Here is a 23,114-nt window from a genome sequence, read left to right as displayed (position 1 = left end):
GACATCGCGCGCTGGCTCTTGACGGCTCGTCACCAGGCGTAAGCGTGAAGCTCGATCATCAGCAGGCGACAGCAAGCACGTCAGCGGAAAGTCCGCGTGAGGCTTGCCAACGGTTGACAAGGGACGACAGCGAACGGCACTCAAGCAGCACTACGCGACAGGCGACAACGGCCAGAAGCAGAGGACCACGACCGTCACCCACGTTCCGCGTTCGGGTTGAACCGCGTCCGCGGCAGTGCTCCGGCCAGTTCGCGACCGTCGCGCATCCGGCCGATCCTGCCAGCCGGGTGCGTCGCGTTTGTTCAAGACTCGGCCCGCCGGACGCTCCGCCGCTGGAGCGCGCGCTCGGCCTCAGCGGCCGCGATCCGCGCTGGACGCCGGGCTCATAGCTCCGATCGGCGGTTGTGGCGGTCGGATCAGCCGCTCTTGCGACGGCGGGCGCGGGTGGCGGGCTCGACGCCCGCGGCCTCGATGACGCCGCACGCGTTGTCGAGGGGGTCGCGCTCGTCGATGCTGACCGCGACCCGACGCAGCAAGGCGCGGAACTGGGCACGCTCGTCCTCCGGCAGGGCGCCCAGCACCCGGTCCTCCACGTGGCGGAGCTTGCGCTGCAGCGCACAGAGGGTCGCGCGACCGGCCTCGGTGGCGATGATGCGGCGGGCGCGGCGGTCGGCGGGGTCGGGCTGGCGCTCGATGACGCCGGCCTGCTCGAGGTCGTCGAGGAGATACGTCATGACGGTGCGATCGATGCCCAGCTTGTTGGCCAGGGCGAGCTGGGTGCAGGCCGTGCCGTCGACGGCGGAGGTGAGCACCTGGTAGCCGCGGGGGCCGCCGGGGACGTCGGCGATGACCGACTGGGCGCCCTTCGCGTAGCCACGCAGCAGCACGCCGAGCGCCCAGCCGAGGTCGGACTGAAGGTCGACATGGGTGTCAGCCGGGCTTTCCGGCGCCTGCGTCATGGAGTAATGATAAGCAGCTCACTCACGCTTGCCATCAGATGTTCTGTGTAGAAGACTTTCTGCATTGCCACTGGAGGATACCGTGGAGGTACCGGCACCATGCATCTCTTCCGACTCGACGCGAGCATCCGCACGACCGGATCGGTGAGCCGCGCGCTCGCCGACACCACCGAGCAGTCCTGGCTCGCCGAGCACCACGACGCGGTCGTGACCCGGCGCGACCTGGGCCTCGAACCACTGCCCGCCGACCTGTGGGCGAAGGCGGCCCGGCACGCGATCGATCCGTCCGCACCGGCGGCGCCGCAGGCCGTGGCGCTGGTCGAGCGGCTCGCCGCCGAACTGCTCGACGCCGACGCATATGTGTTCGCGGTACCGCTGTACAACTGGGGCGTCCCCGCGCACGTCAAGGCCTGGATCGACCTGCTGTTGCTGGACCAGCGCCTCGGCGTGAACGGCGACCGGCCGATCGCCGGCCGGCCGGCGGTGCTGGCGCTGAGCCGCGGCGGCGGCTACGGCCCCGGCACGCCGAAGGAGGGCTGGGACCACGCGAGCCCGTACCTGCGCCGGATCTTCAGCGACACCTTCGGCCTCGACCTGCACGTCGCCGAGGCGGAGCTCACGCTGGCGGACGTGACACCGGCGATGGCGCCGCTGCGCGGCCTCGCCGCCAACCTGCTCAAAGCCGGTCACGAGAACGCCGCCGCACACGGTCGCCGAGTCGCGGAACTGGTCCGCGTCTGACCGTGTGCGTCAACCGCGCCCGGCCGGCGCACTGCCGGCATGATCACGGAGTGAAATGTACAAAGAGCAGCACGTTCGCTCCGTGATCATGGAAGTCCGCGCGCATGACGCCACCCGGCGGTCAGCCGCCCAGCGTGGGCAGGTTGTTGGTCAGCTCGATCGCGGTGTGAATGAGCGACTGCAGCCGCGCCGTCAGCGCGAGCAGTAACTGGTGGGCGGCCGGCCCGGCGTGGCCGGCCGCCTCCCGCAGTGTCTCGAGGTCGCCCTGCACCTGGCTGAGCTGGCGAGCCAGGTCGCCGGCGCCGCGCTCCAGCGCGTCGGCCATGTCGGCCAGGCTTACGCCGTTGGCCTCGAGCACCTTGATCGCGGCGATGCGTTCGATGCACGAGGTGTCGTAAAGCCGGAAGTTGCCGGCCGTGCGCTCGGTCGACTCGATGAGGCCGAGCCCGGTGTAGAAGTCGACGGTGCGAGTCGACACGCCGGCGAGATTGGCGAGCTCCCCGATCCGCAGCAGTCTTGACACAACCCAACCCTACAGCGCCGCGTGCTAGTGTGCCCGCCATGGTCTTCAGGAGCCTGCGCCGCGCCATGGGTGTGGGCGGGCCGGCCGTCGACACGGTACTAGAAAATCCTGTGACACGCCCCGGGGAGGCCCTCGCGGGGGCAGTGCGTCTCACCGGCGGCGAGCGCGGCGTCGAGATCGAGCGGATCGTGCTGACGTTGGTGACGAGGGCCGGCACGCGCACGGCGGAGCTGACGCGGCAGGAGGTCGCCGGCGGGTTCCGACTCCCGGCGGGCGCCTCGCACGAGGTACCGCTGCGGCTCGTGGTCCCCCTGGACACCCCCGTCACGCACGTGTACGGCGAGCGCGTGCCCGGCCTGGCCGTGGGCGTGCGCACCGACCTGGAGGTCGCGTTCGCGCTCGACCCCGGCGACCTCGACCCCGTCGCGGTGCATCCCCTGCCCGCCGAGGCGGCCGCGCTCGATGCGTTCTGGGCGCTCGGGTTCCGGTTCAAGTCCGCCGATGTCTCACAGGTGTTCGAGTTCTGGGTCGCGCCGCAGTACCAGGACGTGGCCACCGAGGTCACTGTCGGCTTCTTGACCGGCGCCGACGAGGTCGAACTGGTGCTCGACGGCCGCCTGCGCACCCGCCATGAACGGCGCGAACAGGTCGACTGGACGGAACAGATCGACCGACTGATGCGGCAGATCGGGCACATACGGCAATAGACCTCAACCGACCGGGCAAGGGCGACGATCGGCCGACACGGTACCGTTATGCGCACGAGGTTGGCACTCGTCGGCTATGAACTCGGGAGGCGGGCATGCGAGAGCTTGTCGTGGTGGGTGTGCGTGCGCAGACCTGGCAGAGCCGTCCCGTGGTTCTGCTCAGGGACGAATCCACAGGTCGTCACTTGCAGCTGCCCATCGAGGGCGGCGCCCGCAGCATGGACGAGCCGATCAGCGCCGAGCTGTTCCAGCGCGCGCTGACCGCGCTCCAGGCGCCGCTGCGCGCGGTCGAGGTGGTCGCCGCGCACGGGCCGTTCCAGCTGGTGCTCGGCCCCGGCATCCGCGTGCCGGCCGCGCCGCTGGAGGCGATCGCCCTGGCCCGCCACTGGGGCGTGCCGATCGTGACGACCGACGAGTTGCTCAACTCCGCGTCGGTCGCCGCGCCCGACGGGCCGACGCAGCCGCTGGACCTGACCGCGCACATGGAAAAGCTGCCGTCGGGCCGTGCGACCCTGCTGATCCGCAAGGGTGCCGAGGCCGGCGCGGAGTTCGCGCTCGACGGTGAGGTCGTGCGCTGCGGCCGCGACTCGGCCAACCAGATCGTGCTCGACGACAACACCGTGTCCCGCAAGCACGTCGAGTTTCACCGCAACAGCGGCGGCCTCGGCTACTCGATGCTCGACATGGGCAGCCTCAACGGCACCTATGTCAACGGCGAGCGGGTCAAGAGCGTCACGCTCAACGACGGCGACGAGGTCCAGGTCGGCAAGTTCACGCTGCTGTATCAGCTGCGCTGACCCCGGCCTCGCCGGTCACCGTTCTCACCAGTTCGAAGGCTCGTAGTCCTTCAGGAAACAGCCGTAGAGGTCCTCGCCGCGCTCGCCGCGCACGATCGGGTCGTACACCCGTGCCGCCCCGTCGGCGAGGTCCAGCGGGGCGTGGAAGCCCTCCTCGTGCAGCCGCATCTTCGTCGGGTGCGGCCGCTCGTCGGTGATCCAGCCGGTGTCCACCGCGGTCATCAGGATGCCGTCGGAGAGCATCTCCTCGGCGCTGGTGCGCGTGAGCATGTTCAGCGCGGCCTTGGCCATGTTGGTGTGCGGGTGCCCGGGCCCCTTGTACCGCCGGCTGAACTGGCCCTCCATCGCCGACACGTTCACCACGTACTTGCGCCGGGCCGACGATGCCGAAAGCGCCGGGCGCAGCCGGCTCACCAGGATGAACGGCGCGGTCACGTTACACAGCTGCACCTCGAGCAGCTCCAGCGGGTCGACCTCCTCGACCGTCTGCACCCAGCTGTTGGAGTCGGCCAGGTCGGGCACCAGCCCGCCGGCGTCGATCGCGGTCAGCGTGGCGATGCGCTCCGGCGTGGTGTTACGGCTGGTAAGCGCGAGCGCCGTGAGCGCGTCCGGCGGGATCAGCGCCGCGTCGGCGCCGAGCCCGGCCGTGAGCGTCAGCTCCGCGTGCGGGTCCGCCTTGTGGAACGTGACCACGTCCGGCATCGGCCCTTCCAGCACCAGCGGGGCGGACTCGGCCGCCACCAGGTGCGAATACGAGCCGGGCGTCCGCTTCACCGTCTGCGCCGCGTTGTTGATCAGGATGTCCAGCGGCCCCTGCGCGGCCACGTCGTCGGCGAGCGCCACGACCTGCGCCGGGTCGCGCAGGTCGATGCCGACGATGCGCAGCCGGTGCAGCCAGTCGCCGCTGTCGGCCATCGCGGCGAAGCGCCGCACGGCGTCGTTCGGGAACCGGGTCGTGATTGTGGTGTGAGCTCCATCACGCAGCAGCCGCAACGCGATGTACATACCGATCTTCGCCCGGCCGCCGGTCAGCAGCGCCCGCCGCCCGGTCAGGTCGGCGCGCTGCTCGCGCCGCTCGCGGTTGAGCTTCGCGCACGGCGGGCAGAGCTGGTGGTAGAACGCGTCGACGTCGACGTATCGCGCCTTGCACGTGTAGCACGACCGGGCCCGCAGCAGCCGGCCGGCGCTCGCCCCGATCGTCGGTGAGACCAGCGCGATCCCCTGCGTCTCGTCGTCGATGCGACCCGGCGCGCCGGTCGCGGTCGCCGCGGTGACCAGCCGGTCGGCCTCGGTCACGGCGGCGCGCCGGTCGCTGCGCCGCTGGCGCTTGACGCTCTTGTACAGGTGCGAGGTCGCCCGCCGCACCAGCAGCACGTCGGGGTGCTCCGGCGGCAGCGCCTGCAACTCGTCGAAGACGGCCAGGCAGATCGCCAGCCGCTCGGGGTCGATGCCCGACAGGGCCGCGGCGGGGTCGTCAGCGTCGGTGGTCTGAGGGTCGTGCGGGGTCACGCAGGAACTGTACGCAACGTCCCGGGGCCCGTACCAAACGGAAAACGGGTCCGGGGGCGCCCTTGCCGCCCGGACCCGCCGCCGCGTGGCACGCGTGATGTGGGGCAGGTCACAATGCCGGGGCGCCGCGGGCTACCGGGCGCAGCCACGGCACGGCGAGCAGGATCACCACCGGCGGCAGGATGAAGCCCGCGCGGGTCGAGCCGGCCGCGTCCAGGATCGCGCCGTCAATCGCCGCGCCCGCCGCGGCGCCGACCGAGAACGCCGTGGCGACCCAGGCGAACGCCTCCGCGGCCGTGCCCGCCGGCGCGATCCGGTCCACCGTCAGGAACGCGGCCGCCAGCAGCGGCGGCAGGCACAGCCCGCACAGGACCGTGAGCGGCACCATCGGTACCACCGAGGAGGGCGTCAGCAACAGCGGCAAGTACCCCAGGCCGAGCAGGGTCGCCACCAGCGGCAGCCGCCGGCCGTCGATCCGCAGCCGGGTGTTGACCAGGCCGCCGATGAGCGCGCCGCACGCCTGGGCGGCCAGCAGCCAGCTCGACCACGAACGGTGGCCGACCGTCTCCGCGTAGTCGAGGATCGCCACCGGCAGGCTGCCCACCCCGGCACCGACCAGCACCACGGCGATCAGCAGCAGGCGCAGCTGGCCCGAGCGCAGCGCGCCGGCCCAGTGACGATCCGCGTGCGCGCCACGCCAGCCGCGCACGGCCGGCGTCGTCACGAACCAGATCGTGCCGGCCAGCTGGAGCGCGGCGGTGGTGTACACGCCGGCCACCCCGCCGCCGAGCGCCACCGCCGCGCCGGCCACGAGCGGTCCGCAGATGAAGATGAGCTCCTGCACGGCGATGTCCAGCGTGTACGCGGTCGGCACCTGCTCCTCGTCCAGCAGGTCCCGCCACAGCACTCGCAACCCCGCCTCGAACGGCGGCGCGCCGAGGCCCGCCAGCAGCACGGCGAGCACCGCCGCCCACAGCGCTACGCCCTGCGCCAGGATCGAGAACCCGACGGTCGACACGGCGGCGGCGGCGAGCATGACCGGCGACTGGCGAAACCGGTCGGCGATGCGCGCGAGGACCGGCCCGCCGATGGCGAGGCCTGCCGTGTACACGCCCACGAGCAGGCCCGCGGTGCCGATGGAGAGGCTCTCCCGCGCGTACAGCAACAGGGCCACCGGCGCGGCCCCGAGCGGCAGCCGCCCGATGGTGCTGGCGGCGAGAAGCCGGGCGACCTGCGCGGCGCGCAGCACGGCGGAGATCGACATGGCCGCGATCATGCCATCCGGCGAAAGCGCGCCCAACGCCATAACACCTCGTCAGCGCCGAGATGTTCCAACGGGGCGGACGGCGGGAATGTACCCGCCATGTCGTCCACATCGGCCCAGGCCATCAGCCGCTGCCCCGCTTGCGGCGCCCGCGTCCACGTCAACGCCGGCTCTCCCACACCACCGCACCAGCCCGACGACGCGGCTCCCGGCTCCGGGCAATGCCCCGGCACGGGCCGGCCGAGCCGCTGAGCCCCATCCGCAGGGGGCCACAACGCCGGGTGGGTTGTGGGTGAAAACGCCGGATCACCCGTTTCACGGCGCGGGCGGGCGGGCGCACGCAGGCACGATCGTCGGCATGTTGCACCTCGATCCCGACAGCGTGCTGGTGACCACCGCCGCTGAGCTGCAGACCCGACACCTCGCGCGGGACCCCGACGACCCCAGCCGCTGCGGTGCCTGCGGGGCGCCGCTGCCCTGTCCCGTGGAGGCCGCCGCCGCGCTCGTGTGCCGGGCCGGGGGCCTCTGGCTCGAGGGCGACACGATCGTCGAGGCGCTGGAGCCGCCCACCCAGCTCATCGCGATCCTCCCGGCCGAGGTGTGACCGTGCAAGCGCCGTGCCGCCGCTGCCCGCCGCGACCATCTCCAAGTCAAATGACGTAATCGGCGGACCGGCGGCCGGGCCTAGGGTCCGTTTCATAACTGGGGTGGGAGCGAGGCGGAGTCCAGATTTCGTCTGCGTGCGGCCCGCGGAAGCCAGGCTACCGGTGTTGTAACCGGGCTTTCGCGGGACGTGCGCAGGCGGAATCTGGGCCCGCCGCAGCCCCGCCTCAGTTATGAAACGGACCCTAGCGTGGCAGCAGTGCTCTCAAGGAGGAACGAGAAAATGAGTACCGGTGACCCAATCCGCAACGTGGTGCTGGTGCACGGCGGTTTCGTTGACGGCGGCGGCTGGCAGGCGGTGTACGAGCTACTCAAGGCCGACGGCTACCACGTGAGCGTCGTGCAGAACCCGACCCTGTCGCTGGCCGGCGACGCCACCGCGACCCGGCAGATCCTCAACCTGCAGGACGGACCCACCGTGCTGGTCGGCCACTCCTACGGTGGCGCCGTCATCAGCGAGGCCGGCACCCACGAGAAGGTCGCGGCCCTCGTCTACATCGCCGCGTTCGCGCCCGACAAGGGCGAGTCCGTCAACACCCTCATCGCCGATCCGCCGCCCGGCGCCCCGGTCCCGCCGATCCTGCCCCCGGTCGACGGCTTCCTGTTCCTCGACCGCGAGAAGTTCCACGAGTCCTTCGCCGGGGACCTTCCCGCCGGCCGCGCGGCGTTCCTCGCCGACTCGCAGGTGCCGTGGGGCCTGGACGCACTCGCCGGCGCGGTCACCGAGCCGGCCTGGCGCACCAAGCCCAGCTGGTACCTCGTCGCCACCGACGACAGGATGATCCCGCCGCCCGCCCAGCGGGCGATGTCCGAGCGCGCCAGCTCGACCGTCGTCGAGGTGCCCGGCAGCCACGCCATCTACGAATCCCGCCCCGACGCGGTCGCCGACCTGATCAAGCTGGCCGCCACCGGCCAGTAGACGACGCCGTCAGGCGCCCTGGCCGCACCGGCCGGGGCGCCGCACCGTCCCCGCCGGCCTCGGTCCGATGCGCATCCGCAGCCGGGCTGACCAGGCTGGCCGAACTGGGCGGGCGGGCCGGCGGGACCGGCGGCGTGTACAACAGATGGGTGGAGGCCAAGCGCGCGCAGGGAATCGGGTTCGCCGCCGTCATGGGGGCCGCCGCCGGAGCGGCCCTCGCCGCGCACCGCGGGCCGCGCGGCGCCGTCAAGGGCGCGCTGCTCGGCGCCGGCGCGATGACCGCCGTCGACACCGCCGCACGGGCACTGCAGCGGCCCAACGAGATCCCCGCCATATGGGCCCGGATCGCCGCGAGCGGTGCACTCGCCGCGCCCGCCGGGTGGATGGCCGGCAAGGCCGGCGCCAGCCCGCTCGCGGTCGGGATCGGCAGCGGGGCTCTGGCCGGGGCCATGGGCGTGCGGCCGCAGAAGGTCGCGCTTGGCCCCGCCGTCGGGCTCGCCGTCGGCGCCGCGCTGCGCCACCGCCCGCCGGCCGAGGTCGCTGCGGCGAGCGTCGTCGCCTTCCGGATCGTGTCGCAACTGCTGTTCCGCGACCCGCAGGTGGCCCTGCTCGCGGATCGCGTCCCCGCCGAGCGGCTGCCCTTCGTGGTACCGCTGGAGGCCCGCACCCGCTACGTCGGCACCGGCTACGTCCGCGACCTCGCCGCGGCCACCGGCGGTGTCTATCAGGAGGCGGCCGAGGACGTCGGCATCCTCGCCGACCTCGACGCCCTCGCGGGACCCCGGTTCGACCCGGCGTCCGTCGACCCCCTCGTCCGCGAGTTCTACGAGCACACCACCCGCTTCACGCTCGACATCGTCCCGCGCTGGCGCGCCTGGGCGCGGCCGGGCTACCTGCTGTACCGCACCCTCGTGGCCCGGCCGCTGGGCCAGGCCAACGTTCCCATGAACCAGCGCGAGGCGGTGCGCGGCATACACAGCCGCATCGACACCATCAGCGACCCCGGCGGCGCCGTGTCCGTCCGCGGGTGGATACGCAGCTTCGCCCTCACCGGGGAACCGGTCTACGTCGGCGTCTACACGACGTACCGGCACGAGGGCCAGGGGTACGTCAGCGTCGGTTTCCCGCTGCCCCAGGCCAACTTCACCGCCACCCTCGCCCCGCTCCCCCGCGCCGGCGGCGGGCTCCGGCTGACCAGCCGCGGCGGCGACGGGCAGACCGGCCACTACCTCAGCCACATCGACGCCGGCAGCCGCGACCTGTCGACGCTCGCGGTGCACGGCTTCGGCGAGGAGCTCGACGTCTACGTCGACAACGGCGAGCTGCGCGCCGACCACGCCTTCACGCTCTTCGGCCTGCCGTTCCTGACGCTGGAGTACCGAATCAGGCGCAAAGCGTAGCCACGAGCTCGGGCGGCTCGTGCTGGAATCGGGCGTCCCGGAACCGGGCGGCGATGGTCCTACGCGTCGAGGTCCTTGCGGATGTCCTGGAGGACCTTCGAGGTGTCCGTCGGCGGCCGGGCCTCCACGCACAGGCGCTCCATCGCCTCCGCGTAGAGGTCGACGTCGTCGCGCTTGTCGAGATACAACGCGGAGGTGAGCTGCTCGATGTAGACCACGTCCGGCAGGTCCTCGTCGGGGAAGCGCAGGATCGTGAACGCGCCGCCGGCCGCGGCGTGGCCGCCGGCGTTGAACGGGATCACCTGCAGTCGCACGTTGGGCAGACTGCTATTGATGTCCAGCAGCGCCTCGATCTGGCCGCGCATGATGTCCAGGCCGCCGATCGGGCGGCGCAGCGCGGCCTCGTCGACCACCACCCACAGGCGGGCCGCATCCGGGCGGGTCAGGATCTGCTGGCGCTGCATGCGCAGCTCGACCCGGCGCTCGATCTCGTCCTCCTTGGCCCGGCCGTGGCCGAGCCGGACGACGGAGCGCGCATACTCGTGGGTCTGCAGCAGGCCGGGCACGAACTGCACCTCGTAGGTGCGGATGAGGGCCGCGGCGGCCTCGAGGCCGAGGTAGGACTGGAACCAGTTGGGCAGCACGTCGCCGAAGCGGTGCCACCAGCCGGGGTTGTTGGCGTCACGGGCCAGCGCGAGCAGGCGGGTGCGCTCCTCCGTGTCGTCCATCCCGTAGAGGGTGAGCAGGTCGGCGACGTCGCGCTCCTTGAAGCCGACGCGGCCGAGCTCCATCCGGCTGATCTTCGACTCCGAGGAGCGGATCTCCCAGCCGGCGTCTTCGCGGGTGACGCCCTGTGCCTCACGTAAGCGCCGCAGGTGTGCGCCCAGCAGCATCCGGAGGACCGTGGGGCCTCCGGACGCTCCTCCTTCAGTTGGACCGGTCGTCACCGTGCTGCCTCCGGACTGTCGTGAACGAACAGCGGCGGCGCCGATCTGGTTCGGTTCCGCGAGGCTGTCCGAGCCAGACTTGGCGTTCGGGCCGGAGTAAGCATGCCATGACCGGACAGTAAGCGGGAGTCGGCTCGCGTCTACGGGCGGGGGGCGATCCTGCTTGTTCTTCTGGTCCGATTACTCAGATAACAGATTGTCGAAGTCGCCGTCACGGGCACCACCGACGAAGGCCGCGATCTCCTCGAAGGTGTAGATGAGCGCCGGCCCTTCAGGGTCGCGCGAGTTACGCATGGCGAAGCCGCTCCCGTCGGACAGGCGCGCCAGCTCGACACAGTTGCCGCTGGGGTTGCTGCGGCGGCTCTTCTGCCAGGTCACACCCGCCAGGCGGCCGGCCGGCATCCCGTTGTACGTCGGTTCCATATGCATCTTTCTTGAGGACCTTGGATGAATGTTCACCAAGCAATCGGCATCTGCACGTGCATCGGCTCTTGCTTCTGCAGCCGATAAAGCGCATGCTAGCGCATGTGCGAATGTCAGGGCTTGCTCACAGTTTGTGATCAAAACCGGACGTTCGTTCCCAAATGATCGGGCGGCTTCCCCAGCTGCGATCTCCGGAAGGGACGCGCGCATGGATCCCCTCGCCTTCCTGGCCGGTGCGGCCGCGGCGGCCGGGGCGTGTGCCGTCCTTCCTCTCTATCTACGCGCGCGTCGCGCGGAGCGCCTCGCCGAGCGGCTGGCCGCGGAGCTCGAGGTCGAGCGGCACGCCGCCGACCACGACCCGCTCACCGGGCTGGCGAACCGGCGGGCCTTCTACAAGTGCGGCACCCAGCTGGTCGCGGACCGCGCGCGTCACCCGCTGGTCGCCGTCGTGCTCGACGTCGACGGGTTCAAACAGATCAACGACATGTTCGGCCACTCGGCCGGCGACGAGGTGCTCGTGACGACCGCCCGGCGCCTGTCCGACTACGCCGGATCGGGCCTCGTGGCCCGACTGGGGGGCGACGAGTTCGCCGGGCTCCTCGCCGGCCGCCACGACAACCCGCAGGAGCAGGCCGACCGACTCGCGGAGGCGCTCGCCGCGCCGATGCGGCTGGCCGGCCAGGTCGTCACCGTCAGCGTGTCCGTCGGGCTCGTCCCCGTCGAGCCCGACGCACACCTCGCCGACGCCGTCCACCGTGCCGACGCGGCCATGTATCGCTCGAAGGGCGCCCGCCGCCGCCCGATCCTGGCCACGCACCCGCACCTGGCCGCCCACCAGCACGTCGTGCACACCACGCTCCGCTTCGGCAAGCCCCGGCTGCCGGTGGAGAAGGACGTCTTCCCCCATCCGACGACGGCGAACTAAGGAACCGCTATGGAGCTGCCAGACCTGGTCCGCCAGCGCCGCCGCCACCAGCCGCGGCCCCGCTCGTGGCTGGCCGCGAAGCTCAAGCGCGCCGAGCAGTGCCGCGACTGCGGCCGCCCCTGGCCGTGCGACCAGTACGTGACGGCGCGCAACTCGGTGCTCGTGTACGCCCTGCGACGCCTCGAGGTCGCCCGGCCGGGGAGCCTTGGGTGACCGAGGCGCACATCCCGGCCCGGCCGACATGGCGGTGCACGGGATGTGCCGAGCCGTGGCCGTGCGCCGCGAAGCGGGAGCAGCTCGTCGCCGAGTACGGTGACAGTCCGGCCGCGCTGCGCACGCTCATGGCGCTGCGCGTCGCCGACGCCGCCGAGGACCTGCGCCAGTTCGGTGCCGAGCAGCTGTGGAGCCGGTTCCTGGGGTGGCTGCCCGACCCGGGCCAGGGCCCGATCATCCGCTGGGTGGCCAACCCGCCGCTCGGCGGGCACCGGCGCCTGCCGCCGCGCGAGCAGATCGACCCGCGGACCTCCGGCAGCGCCGCGCAGGCCGCCGCCGCGCAGGCCTCCGCACTGTCCGGGCCACCAGCGGACAATGCTCCGACGCGGACTCCGCCTCCCCGCCGGTCACGACGTAGCAGCCGGTGAACCGGCCGGTCACGCCCGGCGTGGCCAGCACGTAGTCCAGCCGTAGCTCCGGGAACTCCGCTCCCCCGCCGCGTGTCGCCGGCAGGGTCCATGCCTGAGCGGTGCCGCGCCGATGGACACGTCGACCAGCCGCGCCGCGCCGGCAGTACCGTCGCGCGCGTCCACCCGGTCGCGCGGCTCGCGGCCCGCCCCGACCTCCCGGCATGGACGTCGCCCGCCTCTCCGGCGCCGTGGTTCACGTTCGCCGGTCACGCCCTCAACGCGGTCCTCCGGGCGAGCCGTCGACCTGACAGCCGCGGCGCCTGTGACGTGAAGAGCGGCTTCGTCTTGGCACGGTCCGCGCGGCTCGCCCGGCGACGCCGCCCCAGTGATCTTCATCAACGTCCGAGGTTAACTTGTCGTAGTAGTTCGATTTCGTAAGGTAGTCGAGGGTGCTGAAGCATTGACCCGTTGCTGTTAAGACAGTTAACTAATTCATCGACGCATGCTCCCGCTGAGGAAGGGCAGGTCGATGCGCATCCTCCGCCTCCTGCTGCCCGTCGCAGCGACCGGCGCCGCGGCCTTCTTGGTCGCGCCGCTCGCCTCGGCCGCGTCGGCGTCACTCACGGCCACGTTCACGCAGACGTCGGTGTGGGACAGCGGATACGGCGCCGGATTCACGATCGCCAACCGCGGTGATGCCGCCGCCTCAGGGTGGGTGGTCGAGTTCGACCTGCCCGCCGGGTCGTCGGTGAGCAGTTCATGGGATTCGGTACGCACCGGCAGCGCTCAGCACTACCGGTTCGCGAACGTCTCGTGGAACGGCACGATCGCGGCCGGCGGGTCAGTCAGCTTCGGGTTCAACGTGAGCGGCACCGGGGTACCGATCGGATGCCTGCTGAACGGGGCGCCCTGCGCGGGTGGCGGCACGTCGCCCGCGCCCACACGTTCGTCGCCCGCACCCTCATCGCCCGCGCCTTCGTCGCCCGCGCCCTCCTCGCCGCCGACCTCGGGGTCCACAGTGGACGTCTCGACCGCGGCGCAGCTGACCGCGGCACTCGCGAACGCCCGGCCGGGGCAGACGATCCGGCTCGCGCCGGGCACGTTCGCCAACGGCTACGAGACGCACAACCCGGTGGCGGGCTCGGGCTGCGGCAACGTCTGGCGGGACAACGTCTCAGACCTGGGCGGCGCCGGACGGTACGCCATCAACGTCACCTCGACGTCGAAGTGCGCCGGCAACCTCAACGTGGTCTACGCCTCCAACACCGTCCGCAACGCCACGATCGGCCTGACGAACATCGCGGTGACCCCGTGATCGCCTGACCGATCGGTTGATTCCATATACAGGCTATCTTTATATAGTGATGGGTATGACTGGCTTACCGCTGCGCGAACCGACGTTCCTGGTCCTGACCGCCCTGGCGGCCGAGCCGCAGCACGGCTACAGCGTGCTGGACGACGTGCGCCGCATCTCGGAGGGCCGGGTGCGCCTGCAGGCGGGCACGCTGTACGGCATCCTGGACCGGCTGCGCGTCGACGGCCTGATCGAGGTGGACCGGGAGGAGGTCGTCGCGTCCCGGCTGCGCCGCTACTACCGGCTGACGGAAGTGGGGCGCGAGCTGCTGAGCACCGAGACGGACCGCCTGCACCGCAACGCGGCGGCGGCCGAACGACGGCTGCGGCGCCTCCAACTGTCGACGAACGACGCCGCCGCATAGCGGCCCGCGCGCCGGCCGCCCGCACCGCACCTCGCCTCGACACCGAAGCGCCGGTCGCCGGGCGGCCGGACGCATGCGCGGGCAGCACCGCGGGCGGCCCGGCGCGCGCCGGCCCGAGCCACGAGCGGCCCGGGTCAGCGCGGCACGGCACATCACCGGCCCGCTTCCGCGCCTCACACGGCGCGCTGCGCGGGCCAGCCCGCCATGCGAGCGGCCGGCGACCGGGGTGAGCCCGCTTTCGCATCTCATACGAGCCGGGGCCAGCCACGACCGGGCAACCGGCGGCACACCACGCGCACACCCGCCTTGCGGGCGACCCTCACAGCGACCGGCGAGCGCGGCACCGCGAACCACCGGCCCGCTTCCGCGCCTCACGCGAGCCCCGGCGGCCACGACCGGCAGTGCGTCACGCGGACAGTCACGGGCTCAAGACTCGCTGATGCGCAGCAGCATCCCGCGTAGCCGGGCCAGTTCGTCCGGGCCCAGCAGCTGCGCGAAGTCCCGATCCACGGCGGCCATCGCGACGGGGGCCTCCGCGCGGAACCGCTCCCCCCGCTCGGTCAGCGTCACCACCACGGCCCGCTGGTCGGTCTCGTGCGGGCGCGAGCGCACGTAGCCGATCGCCTCGAGCTCCTTCACCAGCCGGCCCATCATCTGCCGCGTCATCCCGGCCCGCGCGGCCAGGTCGGTGATCCGCGTGCCCTCCGGGTCGAGGTTCGTGATCACCGGTACATGACCCAGCCGGATCTCGGCGTGCCCGCTCGCCTGCAACTTCGCCAGCGACGCGGCCTGGGCTCGGCGGTGCGCCTGCAGCAGGAGGCGGCCCAGCGGCACGTCATCGGTGAGATCGGACATACGAAACCCCGTTTACAAAGTACGAAACCTGGTTTACTTTCAAGACACACCAACCGACGGAAGGGACAGAGGATGAGTATCGTCCGCGCGGCCGACGCGCCGCGATTCGAGCTCGGAGGCACAAAGTTCGCGGTGTACTCCGGACCCAGCCACGGCTCGCAGGAGATCTGCGCGTGGCGGCTCACCGTGCCGGCCGGCACCCAGTCGATGCCGCACACGATCGACCGCGACGAGGTCTTCATGGTGCTCTCCGGCGGCATCCACCTCGCGCCGGGTGGCGAGGTGCTCGGGCCGGGCGACGCGGCCGTCGTGCCCGCCGGCGAGAAGATCGAGCTCGGCAACCCGCTGGACGAGCCGGCCGAGGTGTACGTCGCGCTGCGGGCGGGGGTGACGGCCCACCGCATGGACGGCACCCTGGTCGGCACGCCGCCCTGGGCGGCGTAGTCGTCGACGGCGAACAGCGTCCACGTGTCGTGCACGTGCAGCGGATACGCGTGGTCGGCGAAGTGGCGTGGAAGACCTCGGCGACGCCCGGCACGCGCGGGCGCCACGCCGTGACCAGCTCGGACGCCATGTTCACAACGTACAAGCCAGGGGCCGGGGCATGAAGCCGGCGCGCACCGCCGGGCGGCCGTGCGCGCCGTCCCCCGCGCTGAGCTGCGCCTGGCCGGCATGGCGCTCCACGGGCCGGAGAACGCTGTCGACAAGATCCTCAAGGGAGGCCGCCCGCATGGTTAGATTCCGGCGGATGCCCGCCCGAATCGAGGAGCGCACATGGCTGCCCCTTCCCGCGTCGTCGTCCCGTTCAAGGGTGAGGGGGCCGGCCGCGGCCCCCTGTCCTGGGGCCAGATCGAGAACTGGCGCGCCGTGCAAGCCCTCAGGGACTGGCTGCCGCTCGGTGGTGCGCGGCCGATACCGGCGGGCACCACGATCGACGATGTCGTCGACGAGCTGCGGTTCCATCTGCAGCGGTACGTCACGCTGCGCACCCGCCTGCACATCCCCGGCGACGGCGGGACACCCGAGCAGGAGGTGTTCGCCGAGGGTGAACTGGAGCTCGAGGTTTACGAGGACGTCGATCCGGAGACGGTGGCACAGCGGTACCGTGACCGGCCCTTGAACTTCGCCACCGAATGGCCGTTCCGGGCCGCGGTGGTCTCCCGCGACGGCGCCCCGGCTCATCTCGTGGCCCTCATCTCGCACTTCGCCATGGACGCCGCGGGCGCGCGGACGATGCTGCGCGAGGTCGCCGAGCGCCCGAGCGCGCCGGTCGCCGGGCTGGCGCCACTGGAGCAGGCCGCGTGGCAGGCCTCCCCGGCCGGGCGGCGGCAGAACGCCTCGGCGATGCGGCACTTCGAGTCGGTGCTGCGGGCGATGCCGCCGCAGCGCTTCGCCACGCCGGAGGTGCCGAGCTCGCCGCGGTACTGGCGGGCGCGGTTCGACTCGTCCGCGCTGCCCCTGGCGCTGCGCGCGATCACGGCCCGGCTGGACGTCGACCCGGCGGTGACGCTGCTGGCGGTGTTCGCCGCGGCGGTGCACGAGACGTTCGGGTTCAACCCGGTCGTGGTACGCCCGCTGGTGAGCAACCGGTTCCGCGCTGGGCTGGACGACGTGGTGTGCACCGCGGTACAGGCCGGGCTGTGCCTGGTCGACTGCGAGACCGGCGTCGACGAGCTGGTCGACCGGGCGCGGCGGGCGGCGCTCGCCGCGTTCAAGTACGGCTACTTCGACCAGCGCGACCTGTGGGCGCTGGTGGACCGGGTGACGGCCGAGCGCGGGGAGCCTTTGGAGATCGGCTGCTTCCTCAACGACCGGCGCGGCCCGGTGCCGATGGACTCCCCCACCGCCGAGGACATCGAGGCGGCGCTGCCGGCGTCGCGGCTGTCCTGGGTACGGCGGCAGGACCACCCCGCGTTCGAGCCGTTCATCCTCGACGTCGAGGACCTGCCCGACGTGCCCGGCGCCATGCGCTGCACCGCCCACACCGACACGGCGCTGCTGGCGCCGAGCGACGCCGAGCGGATTCTGTGGAACATGGAGGCGCTCGCGGTGTCCTTCGCGTACCCGGCCCGTTCGTCCTCAGCGTGAGGACGGATTTTTGTCATACCCCGTTGGCATGATGCCCCTATGCACTTCGTCGAGCGCGGCAGCGGAACCCCGGTCCTCGCCGTCCACGGCTGGACGCCCGACCATCGGTTGATGCTGGGCTGCCTGGAGCCGCTGTTCGAGCGGCTGCCGGGCTACCGCCGGCTCTATCCGGACCTGCCGGCGATGGGGAACAGCCCCGCGCCGCCCGAGATCGCGTCGTCGGACGACCTCCTGGCGGAGCTGGACCGGTTCGTCGGGGAGCGCATCGGCGACGAGCCGTTCCTGTTGATCGGCGAGTCCTACGGCGGCTATCTCGCCCGGGCGCTGGCCCGCATCCATCGCGACCGGGTGCGGGGGCTGGCGCTCATCTGCCCGATCGGCACGAAGGTCGAGCAGGCCGAGCGCACCGTGCCGCCGCACGAGACGCTGCGCACTGAGCCCGACCTGGAGGCGGACCCGGACTTCCTGGCGAATGCGGACCCCGAGTTCCTGGAGATGGCGGTCGTGCGCACCCCTGAGACGTGGCGGCGACACCGGGACGAGGTGCAGCCCGGCCTCGACGCCGCCGACGCCGAGGCGATGGCGCGGATCCGGCGTCGCTGGGTGCTGTCCTGCGACCCCGAGGACGGCCCGCCCTTCGAGCGCCCGGCGCTGATCCTGACCGGCCGGCAGGACTCCACGGTGGGCTACGCAGACCAGTTCGCGCTGCTGCCGCACTATCCGCGCGCGACGTATGCGGTGCTGGACGTGGCCGGGCACAACCTGCAGCTCGAGCAGTCGGCCCTGTTCGAGGCACTCGTCGCCGAGTGGCTGGAGCGGGCCGGTGAGCCCTGACGACCGGCCCCGCGCGTCCCGGCGGGAGCATATGCTTCGCGCATGCTTTCCACCGAGGACGGGCTGCGGCGCGTCGCCGAGCTTGCGCAGCGGGACCACTGGCTCGCCGTCGTCGTCACCGTGCGCCCGGACGGCGAGCCCTCCACGTCCGTGGTCAACGCCGGCATCCTGCCGCACCCGGCCGACGGGACGCCCGTGGTCGGGATCGTCTCCCGGGCCGGCGCCGCCCGGCTGGCCAACCTGCGGCGTCACCCGCGGACGACGCTCGTGTTCCGCGCCGGCTGGGAGTGGATCTCGGTGAGTGGCGCCGCCGAGGTGATCGCCCCCGGCGACGTCGAGGCCGAGACGCTGCGGCTGCTGCTGCGCGAGATCTACCAGGCGGCCGGTGGCGAGCACCCCGACCTGGAGGAGTATGACCGGGTCATGGCCACCGAAGGCCGGACGGCGATCCTTGTCCGGCCGGAGCGCTTCGCGACGAACTAGACATCCCCCCACGCCTGAAGGCGAGCGCCGCGGCGCCGGGATGACTGCCGCCCCGGACCGCCCCACGTGGACGCTCCGGCGGGGGCTCCCACGTCGCTCAGCGGCGGGGACCTCGGCGCGGCTGATCGAGTCCAGGTAGACGTCGGTCGCGTCGTCGAGCCGGGCCATGAGCTCCGGGATCCGCCAGCTTCCGCCGCGGTACGCCGCGCGCAGGACGTCCTTCTGCGCCTGCGGGTCGTACCGGTCGTACCGCAGCTCCGGCGAGGCGAACACGAAGAGCGCGGGGGCCTTCGGGCCGCCGAGGGCGGCCATGCGGCCCGGCTCGTTGTACATCATCGAGTCGCCGTCGACGCCGAGCTCGGCCAGGGCGAGCGCGGGGCCGGCGATGCCGGCGCCGGAGATGAGGACCGTGGTGTTCTTCATGCGGCCACGCTCGCGGGCGGCGCTGACAGCCCCCGACCGATCCGCTGACAGCCCCGTCAGCGGGGCGTGCTGCCGGTGCCTGTGACGGCGGCCGGCGCCTGCACGGCGGCGTACCCGGCCGCGGCGAAACCGGACGAGCCGGAAGCAGCAGCGCCCCCTCGGCGAGCGCGGTCGGCGCCGCGATCCGCACACTGCCGAACCGGTCGACGAGCCACCCGCGACCATCTGCCCCGCAATCGCCCCGGCGGCGAGCCCGAGCACCGCAACTGAGCCGGAAGATCACCGCCCGGCTCTGCGGCCGCGCCGCCTTCCGGCCCGGCGCGGCGTCAGATCCGGCCGAGCATGCGCAGGCGCAGGGCGCGCAGGACCACGCCCGGCTTGGCCAGCGCGGCCGGGTGGGCCTCCATCGCGGTCACGCTGTTGACCCGCCGGCACGTCGGCTCGTCGATCATCGAGGCGCGCAGCAGCAGGTCGCTCGCCCAGCGGATGACCCGGTAGCCGCGCGGGTGTCCCTCGGTGATGTGCGGCAGGCCCAGGTCCGCGAACGTGGAGACCTGCCACGCGGCGTCCACGATGACGCGGACCCGGTCGAAATACGGGCGGGCCGGCTCGCGGGTCACGTCGGGGCCGCCCTGCAGCCAGGCCGACAGGCACGAGGCGTGCAGCATCGCCGAGGTCATGCCCTGGCCATACACCGGATTGAACGACGCCACCGCGTCCCCGGCGGCGATCACGCCGGCCGGCAGGCGGTCCACGGCGTCGAAGTCGCGGCGGCGGCTGTCGGCCTGGTGATACGTGATGACGCCGCCGATCATCCGGCCACGCTCGGCGATGTCGCCGAACAGCGACGGGAAATCCCGGCGGCAGCGCTCGGCGTATTCGCCGGCGTCGCGGCTCGGGCGGTCCTCGTCGTAGCCGGCGACCAGCATCAGCCAGCGGCCGCCCTCCACCGACAGCACACCGCCGATGCGCGGCGTCCGCCCCTTGCCGGGCGTGGTCTGGGAGACGACGGCCCGGGCGTCGCTGACCGACTCGTCGCGCTCGAACACGGCGGAGGCGTAGTTGAGCTTGATCGGCATGCGCCGCATCGGGGCACGCGGCCAGCCGTGCTGCTCGAGCCAGTCGTTGAGCCGGCTCGAGCGGCCCGTCGCGTCGACGACCAGGCCGGCCGCGACCTCGACCGGCTCGTCGGCGCCGTCGGGCACGTATGCCGCGCCGCGCACCCCGTGCTCGCCGAACAGCAGGCCCTCGGCCCGGCCATACACCATCCGGACGTTCGCCCGCTGCAGCACCCGGCGACGCACCTGGGACTCCAGGAACGGCCGGGTGGTGACGAGGGCGGGTCGCGCGGCCGGCGGGTCGGGCACCTGGCGCAGCTCGTCGTTGATATACACCTTGCCCTGGACGCCGCCGAAGTCGGGCGCGCCGGCATCGAGGGCCTCGGCGGTGAAGCCCGGGAACCAGCGCTCCAGCTGGATCTGCCCGGCCGGCAGCAGCGCGTGCACCTGGGTGCCCTGTGGCACGCCCGGGCGCGGCCCGTCGCCCTCGGTCGGGTCACGCTCGACGATCAGCACCTCCTCGGCGTGGTCGCTGAGCACGCGGGCCGCCATCAGCCCGGCCATGCTGCCACCGAGCACGACCGCGCGTGGCATGAGGATCCGTGGCGGCCCGGGCGGCGCCGACGTGCTGATCCGGGCGAAGAGCTGCGCTGCTGTCGGTGCCATGACGCTCATCTTACTCGTGCAAATATTTACCTAAAGACCCGCAAAGGCCATGCGACCGCCTGCCTGGGCGGTGAAGGACAATGTCAAGATGCGCTTCGGCATCCTCGGGCCGCTGGAGGTCCGTAACGACGCGGGCGCGCCGGTCGCGGTCGGCGGGCCCAAGCCGCGGGCGCTGCTGACCCGGCTGCTGCTGGAGGCCGGTCAGGTCGTGGCGCTGGAGCGGCTCGGCGGCGAGAGCGTCAACGCGCTGCAGGCGCAGGTGTCGCGGCTGCGGCGGGCGCTGCCGGGCGGGCCGGTCGAGTTCACCGGCGGCGGCTACCGCATCGCCGTCGACCCGCAGGACGTCGACGTCCACCGGTTCGAGCGGCTCGCGCGGGACGGCCGGCAGCTGCTCGCCGCGGGCGATTTCCGGACCGCCGCAGGTGTACTGCGCGAGGCGCTGGACCTGTGGCGCGGACCCGCCCTGGCGGACCTGCCGGACGCGGCGACCCAGGTGGTGCGCCTGGAGGAGGCCCGGCTCGCGGCGGCCGGGGATCTCGTCGAGGCCGAGCTCGCGCTGCCTGAGGGCACGCCCGTCGGGCCGCTGCGCCGGCTGGTCGCCGAGCACCCGTTGCGGGAGCGGCCGCGCGGTCAGCTCATGCGGGCCCTGCACGCGGCCGGGCGCACCGCGGAGGCGCTCGCCGAGTTCGACGAGGCGCGCCGGCTGCTCGCCGCGGAGCTGAGCGCCGACCCGTCGGCGGAGCTTTCGGCGGTACACCTGGCAATTCTGCGAGCCGAGCCGCCCCATCGACCACAGGGGACGCCGCCCGCGCCGCTGACCCGCCTCGTCGGGCGGGAGGACGAGCTGGAGCGGCTCGCCGGCCTGCGCGACGCCCGGCTCGTCACGCTCGTCGGCCCGGGCGGGGCGGGCAAGACCCGGCTCGCGGTCGAGGCGGCCGGCCGGGACGGGCGCGAGGTGAGCTTCGCCGACCTCTCGCGGGTCGAGGACGGCGCCCTCGTGCCGCACGCGGTCGCCGGCGCCCTCGGGCTGCGCGAGGGCGGCCTGGCCCCGGCCGCCGGCGCCGCGGATCCGGTGCGAGCGCTGGCCGGTCGGGCGGCGCTGCTCGTCCTGGACAACTGCGAGCAGGCGCTCGACGGCGTCGCCGGCCTGGTGCGCGCGCTGCTCGGGCAGTGCCCGGGCCTGGCGGTGCTGGCCACGAGCCGCGAACCGCTCGGGCTCACCGGCGAGGTCCTGGTGCCGGTCGGTCCGCTCGCGCCCGAGCCGGCAGCGCGGCTGTTCGCCGAACGCGCCGCGGCCGTGCGGGCCGGCTTCGCCCTCGACGCCGGCAGCGCCGCGGCGGTGGCCAGTGTCTGCGCGTTGCTCGACGGCCCGCGACCTGCTGGGCGCGGAGGCGTTCGCCGCGGCGTACTCGGCCGCCCTGCGAGCCTAGGGAATCCGGGCGGGCCCTACTCCGGTCGAGCCTGGGTGTTCAGCAGCGCGCGGCCGACCGCGGCCAGGGCGACGGCCTGGCTCACCGCGCCCGCGACCTCGAACCACTCGCTGCCCACGATCAGGCCGATGATGTGCAGCGGCGTCCAGGCGCCCAACGCGAGAGCGACCCAGCCGGCCACGGCACGGCTGCGAAACAGCGCCACCGCGAGCAGCACCGTGCCGACGATGTTACCGAGGACGAAGAGCAGGAACATCCACAGCGCCGACGGGTCGGACTGAGCCTCGTCGAGCACTTTGGCGAAGTCGGCCGTTAGCCCGTCGCGCCGGGCCATGGCGAGCGTGACGAAGCCGCTGGAGACGATGGCGAAGTAGCAGATGTAGCCGCCCGCGGTGAGCGCGGCCGCGATGCCGGCGAGCCTGCGGCTGCGGTCGCCGACGAGCCGTTTGACGCCGAGGACGGCGGGCACGAAGAGCAGGCTGCCCACCATCGCCGCGAGGGTGGAGAGCCGGGTCAGGCCGGGATGGGCGGCGGCGAGCGCCAGGGCGCCGGCCCCGTCGCTGTCGCTGCCGCCGTCGCGGGTGGCCCAGGCGTACGCGCCGTTGGCGACGACGAATCCCCAGGGCGCGGTGAACAGCGCCGCCGCGAGCGCGGTCGCGCGGCGGTGCGTGGTGGTCGTTTCGGTCGCACTGTCCAGCATGAAGGTTCCAATCCGTGTGACGGGCGCGAGCCCGCGGTGTGACGCCGGCTCGACCGGCTAGGAGGGCACCCCGGCGGGGCGCACGCGCAGGGCGGGAGCCACCAGGGCGACGCAGAGCAGGGTGAGCACGATGCCGACCGCGGCGCCGACCTTGGCCGGGGCCGGGGCCTCGGCCGCGAAGAACGCGGGCACGGCGGTCAGCGCGGACAGCAGCAGGGTCACGATGACCGTGACGGCGCCGGCCCGCGATCGGTTCGGCCACGCCAGCACGACGCCGACGATGGTGCCGAGCCCGAGCACGGCGTCGATCACGAGCACCGCCAGGGGCGGCCCGTCGGTGGCGAACGGGAGCGAGACGACGCTGAGAAGGCCGAACAGGCCGGACAGGACCAGCCCGATGGTGAGGGAGAGCGAGCGCTTCATGAGCTCAGCGTCCGGGTTGTGGCTCGCGATCGGATC

The 23,114-nt window shown here is 72.7% G+C and carries 25 protein-coding genes and 1 pseudogene; 17 read left to right on the top strand and 9 right to left on the bottom strand.

Annotated elements, in window-relative coordinates; genetic code table 11:
- Positions 1-416 precede the first annotated feature (416 nt).
- Complete coding sequence (locus tag AB0367_RS06520) at positions 417-959, bottom strand: MarR family winged helix-turn-helix transcriptional regulator (protein WP_366225169.1); 543 nt, start codon at positions 957-959, stop codon at positions 417-419.
- Positions 960-1,058: 99 nt separating this feature from the next.
- On the opposite strand from AB0367_RS06520, the gene AB0367_RS06515 reads away from it, so the two are divergent.
- Positions 1,059-1,700 (top strand): NAD(P)H-dependent oxidoreductase, encoded by a 642-nt coding sequence (locus tag AB0367_RS06515; protein ID WP_366225168.1) that lies wholly within the window; start codon positions 1,059-1,061, stop codon positions 1,698-1,700.
- Between the two features lie 121 nt (positions 1,701-1,821).
- Here AB0367_RS06515 and AB0367_RS06510 read toward each other — a convergent pair whose 3' ends face one another.
- Positions 1,822-2,223 (bottom strand): MerR family transcriptional regulator, encoded by a 402-nt coding sequence (locus tag AB0367_RS06510; RefSeq protein ID WP_366225167.1) that lies wholly within the window; start codon positions 2,221-2,223, stop codon positions 1,822-1,824.
- Between the two features lie 38 nt (positions 2,224-2,261).
- Here AB0367_RS06510 and AB0367_RS06505 point away from each other — a divergent pair, with 38 nt between their 5' ends.
- Positions 2,262-2,930, top strand: a complete 669-nt coding sequence (locus AB0367_RS06505; RefSeq protein WP_366225166.1) for a sporulation protein — start codon at positions 2,262-2,264, stop codon at positions 2,928-2,930.
- 185 nt (positions 2,931-3,115) lie between these two features.
- The gene (locus tag AB0367_RS06500) at positions 3,116-3,727 is read left to right on the top strand and encodes a bifunctional nuclease domain-containing protein (RefSeq protein WP_366225165.1); all 612 of its coding nucleotides are present in this window, start codon (positions 3,116-3,118) and stop codon (positions 3,725-3,727) included.
- Positions 3,728-3,751: 24 nt separating this feature from the next.
- Here the strand turns inward: AB0367_RS06500 and AB0367_RS06495 are convergent, their stop codons facing one another.
- Together AB0367_RS06495 and AB0367_RS06490 are read right to left on the bottom strand one after the other, a co-directional pair.
- Entirely contained in the window at positions 3,752-5,236 is a 1,485-nt protein-coding gene (locus tag AB0367_RS06495) for an SDR family NAD(P)-dependent oxidoreductase (protein ID WP_366225164.1), read from the bottom strand.
- Positions 5,237-5,345: 109 nt separating this feature from the next.
- Complete coding sequence (locus AB0367_RS06490; protein WP_366225163.1) at positions 5,346-6,500, bottom strand: MFS transporter; 1,155 nt, start codon at positions 6,498-6,500, stop codon at positions 5,346-5,348.
- 358 nt (positions 6,501-6,858) lie between these two features.
- Between AB0367_RS06490 and AB0367_RS06485 the strand changes: the two genes are divergently transcribed.
- The 3 genes from AB0367_RS06485 to AB0367_RS06475 all read left to right on the top strand — a co-directional run bounded on the left by AB0367_RS06485 (position 6,859) and on the right by AB0367_RS06475 (position 9,482).
- Complete coding sequence (locus AB0367_RS06485; RefSeq protein ID WP_350549315.1) at positions 6,859-7,104, top strand: hypothetical protein; 246 nt, start codon at positions 6,859-6,861, stop codon at positions 7,102-7,104.
- A gap of 282 nt (positions 7,105-7,386) precedes the next feature.
- Positions 7,387-8,082: an alpha/beta hydrolase gene (locus AB0367_RS06480; protein WP_366225162.1), complete on the top strand. Its 696-nt coding sequence runs from the start codon at positions 7,387-7,389 to the stop codon at positions 8,080-8,082.
- 149 nt (positions 8,083-8,231) lie between these two features.
- A complete protein-coding gene (locus AB0367_RS06475; RefSeq protein WP_366225161.1) occupies positions 8,232-9,482 on the top strand; it encodes a hypothetical protein in 1,251 nt (416 codons plus the stop codon).
- Positions 9,483-9,541: 59 nt separating this feature from the next.
- On the opposite strand, the gene AB0367_RS06470 is transcribed toward AB0367_RS06475, so the two are convergent.
- Together AB0367_RS06470 and AB0367_RS06465 are read right to left on the bottom strand one after the other, a co-directional pair.
- Entirely contained in the window at positions 9,542-10,429 is an 888-nt protein-coding gene (locus tag AB0367_RS06470) for a helix-turn-helix transcriptional regulator (protein WP_366225160.1), read from the bottom strand.
- 180 nt (positions 10,430-10,609) lie between these two features.
- On the bottom strand, positions 10,610-10,852 hold the full coding sequence (locus AB0367_RS06465) for a DUF397 domain-containing protein (RefSeq protein WP_366225159.1): 243 nt from the start codon (positions 10,850-10,852) through the stop codon (positions 10,610-10,612).
- 208 nt (positions 10,853-11,060) lie between these two features.
- Between AB0367_RS06465 and AB0367_RS06460 the strand changes: the two genes are divergently transcribed.
- From AB0367_RS06460 to AB0367_RS06440, 5 genes are all read left to right on the top strand, one after another.
- Entirely contained in the window at positions 11,061-11,777 is a 717-nt protein-coding gene (locus AB0367_RS06460) for a GGDEF domain-containing protein (RefSeq protein WP_366225158.1), read from the top strand.
- A 9-nt stretch (positions 11,778-11,786) separates the two neighbouring features.
- Positions 11,787-11,990, top strand: coding sequence for a hypothetical protein (locus tag AB0367_RS06455; RefSeq protein WP_366225157.1), 204 nt, complete (start codon positions 11,787-11,789; stop codon positions 11,988-11,990).
- Entirely contained in the window at positions 11,987-12,418 is a 432-nt protein-coding gene (locus AB0367_RS06450) for a hypothetical protein (RefSeq protein WP_366225156.1), read from the top strand. The genes AB0367_RS06455 and AB0367_RS06450 overlap by 4 nt, the downstream gene beginning before the upstream one ends.
- 511 nt (positions 12,419-12,929) lie before the next feature.
- The gene (locus AB0367_RS06445; protein WP_366225155.1) at positions 12,930-13,715 is read left to right on the top strand and encodes a cellulose binding domain-containing protein; all 786 of its coding nucleotides are present in this window, start codon (positions 12,930-12,932) and stop codon (positions 13,713-13,715) included.
- A gap of 55 nt (positions 13,716-13,770) precedes the next feature.
- A complete protein-coding gene (locus AB0367_RS06440) occupies positions 13,771-14,118 on the top strand; it encodes a PadR family transcriptional regulator (protein WP_366225154.1) in 348 nt (115 codons plus the stop codon).
- Positions 14,119-14,544: 426 nt separating this feature from the next.
- Here AB0367_RS06440 and AB0367_RS06435 read toward each other — a convergent pair whose 3' ends face one another.
- The gene (locus AB0367_RS06435; protein WP_366225153.1) at positions 14,545-14,973 is read right to left on the bottom strand and encodes a MarR family transcriptional regulator; all 429 of its coding nucleotides are present in this window, start codon (positions 14,971-14,973) and stop codon (positions 14,545-14,547) included.
- 72 nt (positions 14,974-15,045) lie between these two features.
- Between AB0367_RS06435 and AB0367_RS06430 the strand changes: the two genes are divergently transcribed.
- From AB0367_RS06430 to AB0367_RS06410, 5 genes and pseudogenes are all read left to right on the top strand, one after another.
- Positions 15,046-15,417, top strand: a complete 372-nt coding sequence (locus AB0367_RS06430) for a cupin domain-containing protein (protein WP_366225152.1) — start codon at positions 15,046-15,048, stop codon at positions 15,415-15,417.
- 177 nt (positions 15,418-15,594) lie between these two features.
- Positions 15,595-15,711 (top strand): annotated as a pseudogene (locus AB0367_RS06425) (DUF2000 family protein); the annotation flags it as partial.
- 36 nt (positions 15,712-15,747) lie between these two features.
- The gene (locus AB0367_RS06420; protein ID WP_366225151.1) at positions 15,748-17,061 is read left to right on the top strand and encodes a hypothetical protein; all 1,314 of its coding nucleotides are present in this window, start codon (positions 15,748-15,750) and stop codon (positions 17,059-17,061) included.
- Between the two features lie 39 nt (positions 17,062-17,100).
- Positions 17,101-17,895, top strand: coding sequence for an alpha/beta hydrolase (locus tag AB0367_RS06415; protein ID WP_366225150.1), 795 nt, complete (start codon positions 17,101-17,103; stop codon positions 17,893-17,895).
- 42 nt (positions 17,896-17,937) lie between these two features.
- Positions 17,938-18,378, top strand: a complete 441-nt coding sequence (locus AB0367_RS06410; RefSeq protein WP_366225149.1) for a TIGR03618 family F420-dependent PPOX class oxidoreductase — start codon at positions 17,938-17,940, stop codon at positions 18,376-18,378.
- Between the two features lie 749 nt (positions 18,379-19,127).
- On the opposite strand, the gene AB0367_RS06405 is transcribed toward AB0367_RS06410, so the two are convergent.
- Complete coding sequence (locus AB0367_RS06405; RefSeq protein ID WP_366225148.1) at positions 19,128-20,525, bottom strand: FAD-dependent oxidoreductase; 1,398 nt, start codon at positions 20,523-20,525, stop codon at positions 19,128-19,130.
- Between the two features lie 88 nt (positions 20,526-20,613).
- On the opposite strand from AB0367_RS06405, the gene AB0367_RS06400 reads away from it, so the two are divergent.
- A complete protein-coding gene (locus AB0367_RS06400) occupies positions 20,614-22,236 on the top strand; it encodes a BTAD domain-containing putative transcriptional regulator (protein WP_366225147.1) in 1,623 nt (540 codons plus the stop codon).
- Positions 22,237-22,712: 476 nt separating this feature from the next.
- Here AB0367_RS06400 and AB0367_RS06395 read toward each other — a convergent pair whose 3' ends face one another.
- The gene (locus tag AB0367_RS06395; protein ID WP_366225146.1) at positions 22,713-23,078 is read right to left on the bottom strand and encodes a hypothetical protein; all 366 of its coding nucleotides are present in this window, start codon (positions 23,076-23,078) and stop codon (positions 22,713-22,715) included.
- Positions 23,079-23,114: the final 36 nt, after the last annotated feature.

The organism is Dactylosporangium sp. NPDC051484 (assembly GCF_040689395.1).
Lineage (GTDB): Bacteria > Actinomycetota > Actinomycetes > Mycobacteriales > Micromonosporaceae > Dactylosporangium.
The sequence above is the reverse complement of the archived record's forward strand: the minus strand, read 5'-3'. Positions and strand labels throughout refer to the sequence as shown.

Coding starts and splice junctions, on each gene's coding strand:
- AB0367_RS06515 (WP_366225168.1), top strand. CDS start 1,059: ATGCATCTCTTCCGACTCGACGCGAGCATCCGCACGACCGGATCGGTG.
- AB0367_RS06410 (WP_366225149.1), top strand. CDS start 17,938: ATGCTTTCCACCGAGGACGGGCTGCGGCGCGTCGCCGAGCTTGCGCAG.
- AB0367_RS06395 (WP_366225146.1), bottom strand. CDS start 23,078: ATGAAGCGCTCGCTCTCCCTCACCATCGGGCTGGTCCTGTCCGGCCTG.
- AB0367_RS06420 (WP_366225151.1), top strand. CDS start 15,748: ATGGCTGCCCCTTCCCGCGTCGTCGTCCCGTTCAAGGGTGAGGGGGCC.
- AB0367_RS06430 (WP_366225152.1), top strand. CDS start 15,046: ATGAGTATCGTCCGCGCGGCCGACGCGCCGCGATTCGAGCTCGGAGGC.
- AB0367_RS06460 (WP_366225158.1), top strand. CDS start 11,061: ATGGATCCCCTCGCCTTCCTGGCCGGTGCGGCCGCGGCGGCCGGGGCG.
- AB0367_RS06505 (WP_366225166.1), top strand. CDS start 2,262: ATGGTCTTCAGGAGCCTGCGCCGCGCCATGGGTGTGGGCGGGCCGGCC.
- AB0367_RS06485 (WP_350549315.1), top strand. CDS start 6,859: ATGTTGCACCTCGATCCCGACAGCGTGCTGGTGACCACCGCCGCTGAG.
- AB0367_RS06405 (WP_366225148.1), bottom strand. CDS start 20,525: ATGGCACCGACAGCAGCGCAGCTCTTCGCCCGGATCAGCACGTCGGCG.
- AB0367_RS06480 (WP_366225162.1), top strand. CDS start 7,387: ATGAGTACCGGTGACCCAATCCGCAACGTGGTGCTGGTGCACGGCGGT.
- AB0367_RS06400 (WP_366225147.1), top strand. CDS start 20,614: ATGCGCTTCGGCATCCTCGGGCCGCTGGAGGTCCGTAACGACGCGGGC.
- AB0367_RS06455 (WP_366225157.1), top strand. CDS start 11,787: ATGGAGCTGCCAGACCTGGTCCGCCAGCGCCGCCGCCACCAGCCGCGG.
- AB0367_RS06445 (WP_366225155.1), top strand. CDS start 12,930: ATGCGCATCCTCCGCCTCCTGCTGCCCGTCGCAGCGACCGGCGCCGCG.
- AB0367_RS06465 (WP_366225159.1), bottom strand. CDS start 10,852: ATGGAACCGACGTACAACGGGATGCCGGCCGGCCGCCTGGCGGGTGTG.
- AB0367_RS06435 (WP_366225153.1), bottom strand. CDS start 14,973: ATGTCCGATCTCACCGATGACGTGCCGCTGGGCCGCCTCCTGCTGCAG.
- AB0367_RS06415 (WP_366225150.1), top strand. CDS start 17,101: ATGCACTTCGTCGAGCGCGGCAGCGGAACCCCGGTCCTCGCCGTCCAC.
- AB0367_RS06520 (WP_366225169.1), bottom strand. CDS start 959: ATGACGCAGGCGCCGGAAAGCCCGGCTGACACCCATGTCGACCTTCAG.
- AB0367_RS06440 (WP_366225154.1), top strand. CDS start 13,771: ATGACTGGCTTACCGCTGCGCGAACCGACGTTCCTGGTCCTGACCGCC.
- AB0367_RS06490 (WP_366225163.1), bottom strand. CDS start 6,500: ATGTCGATCTCCGCCGTGCTGCGCGCCGCGCAGGTCGCCCGGCTTCTC.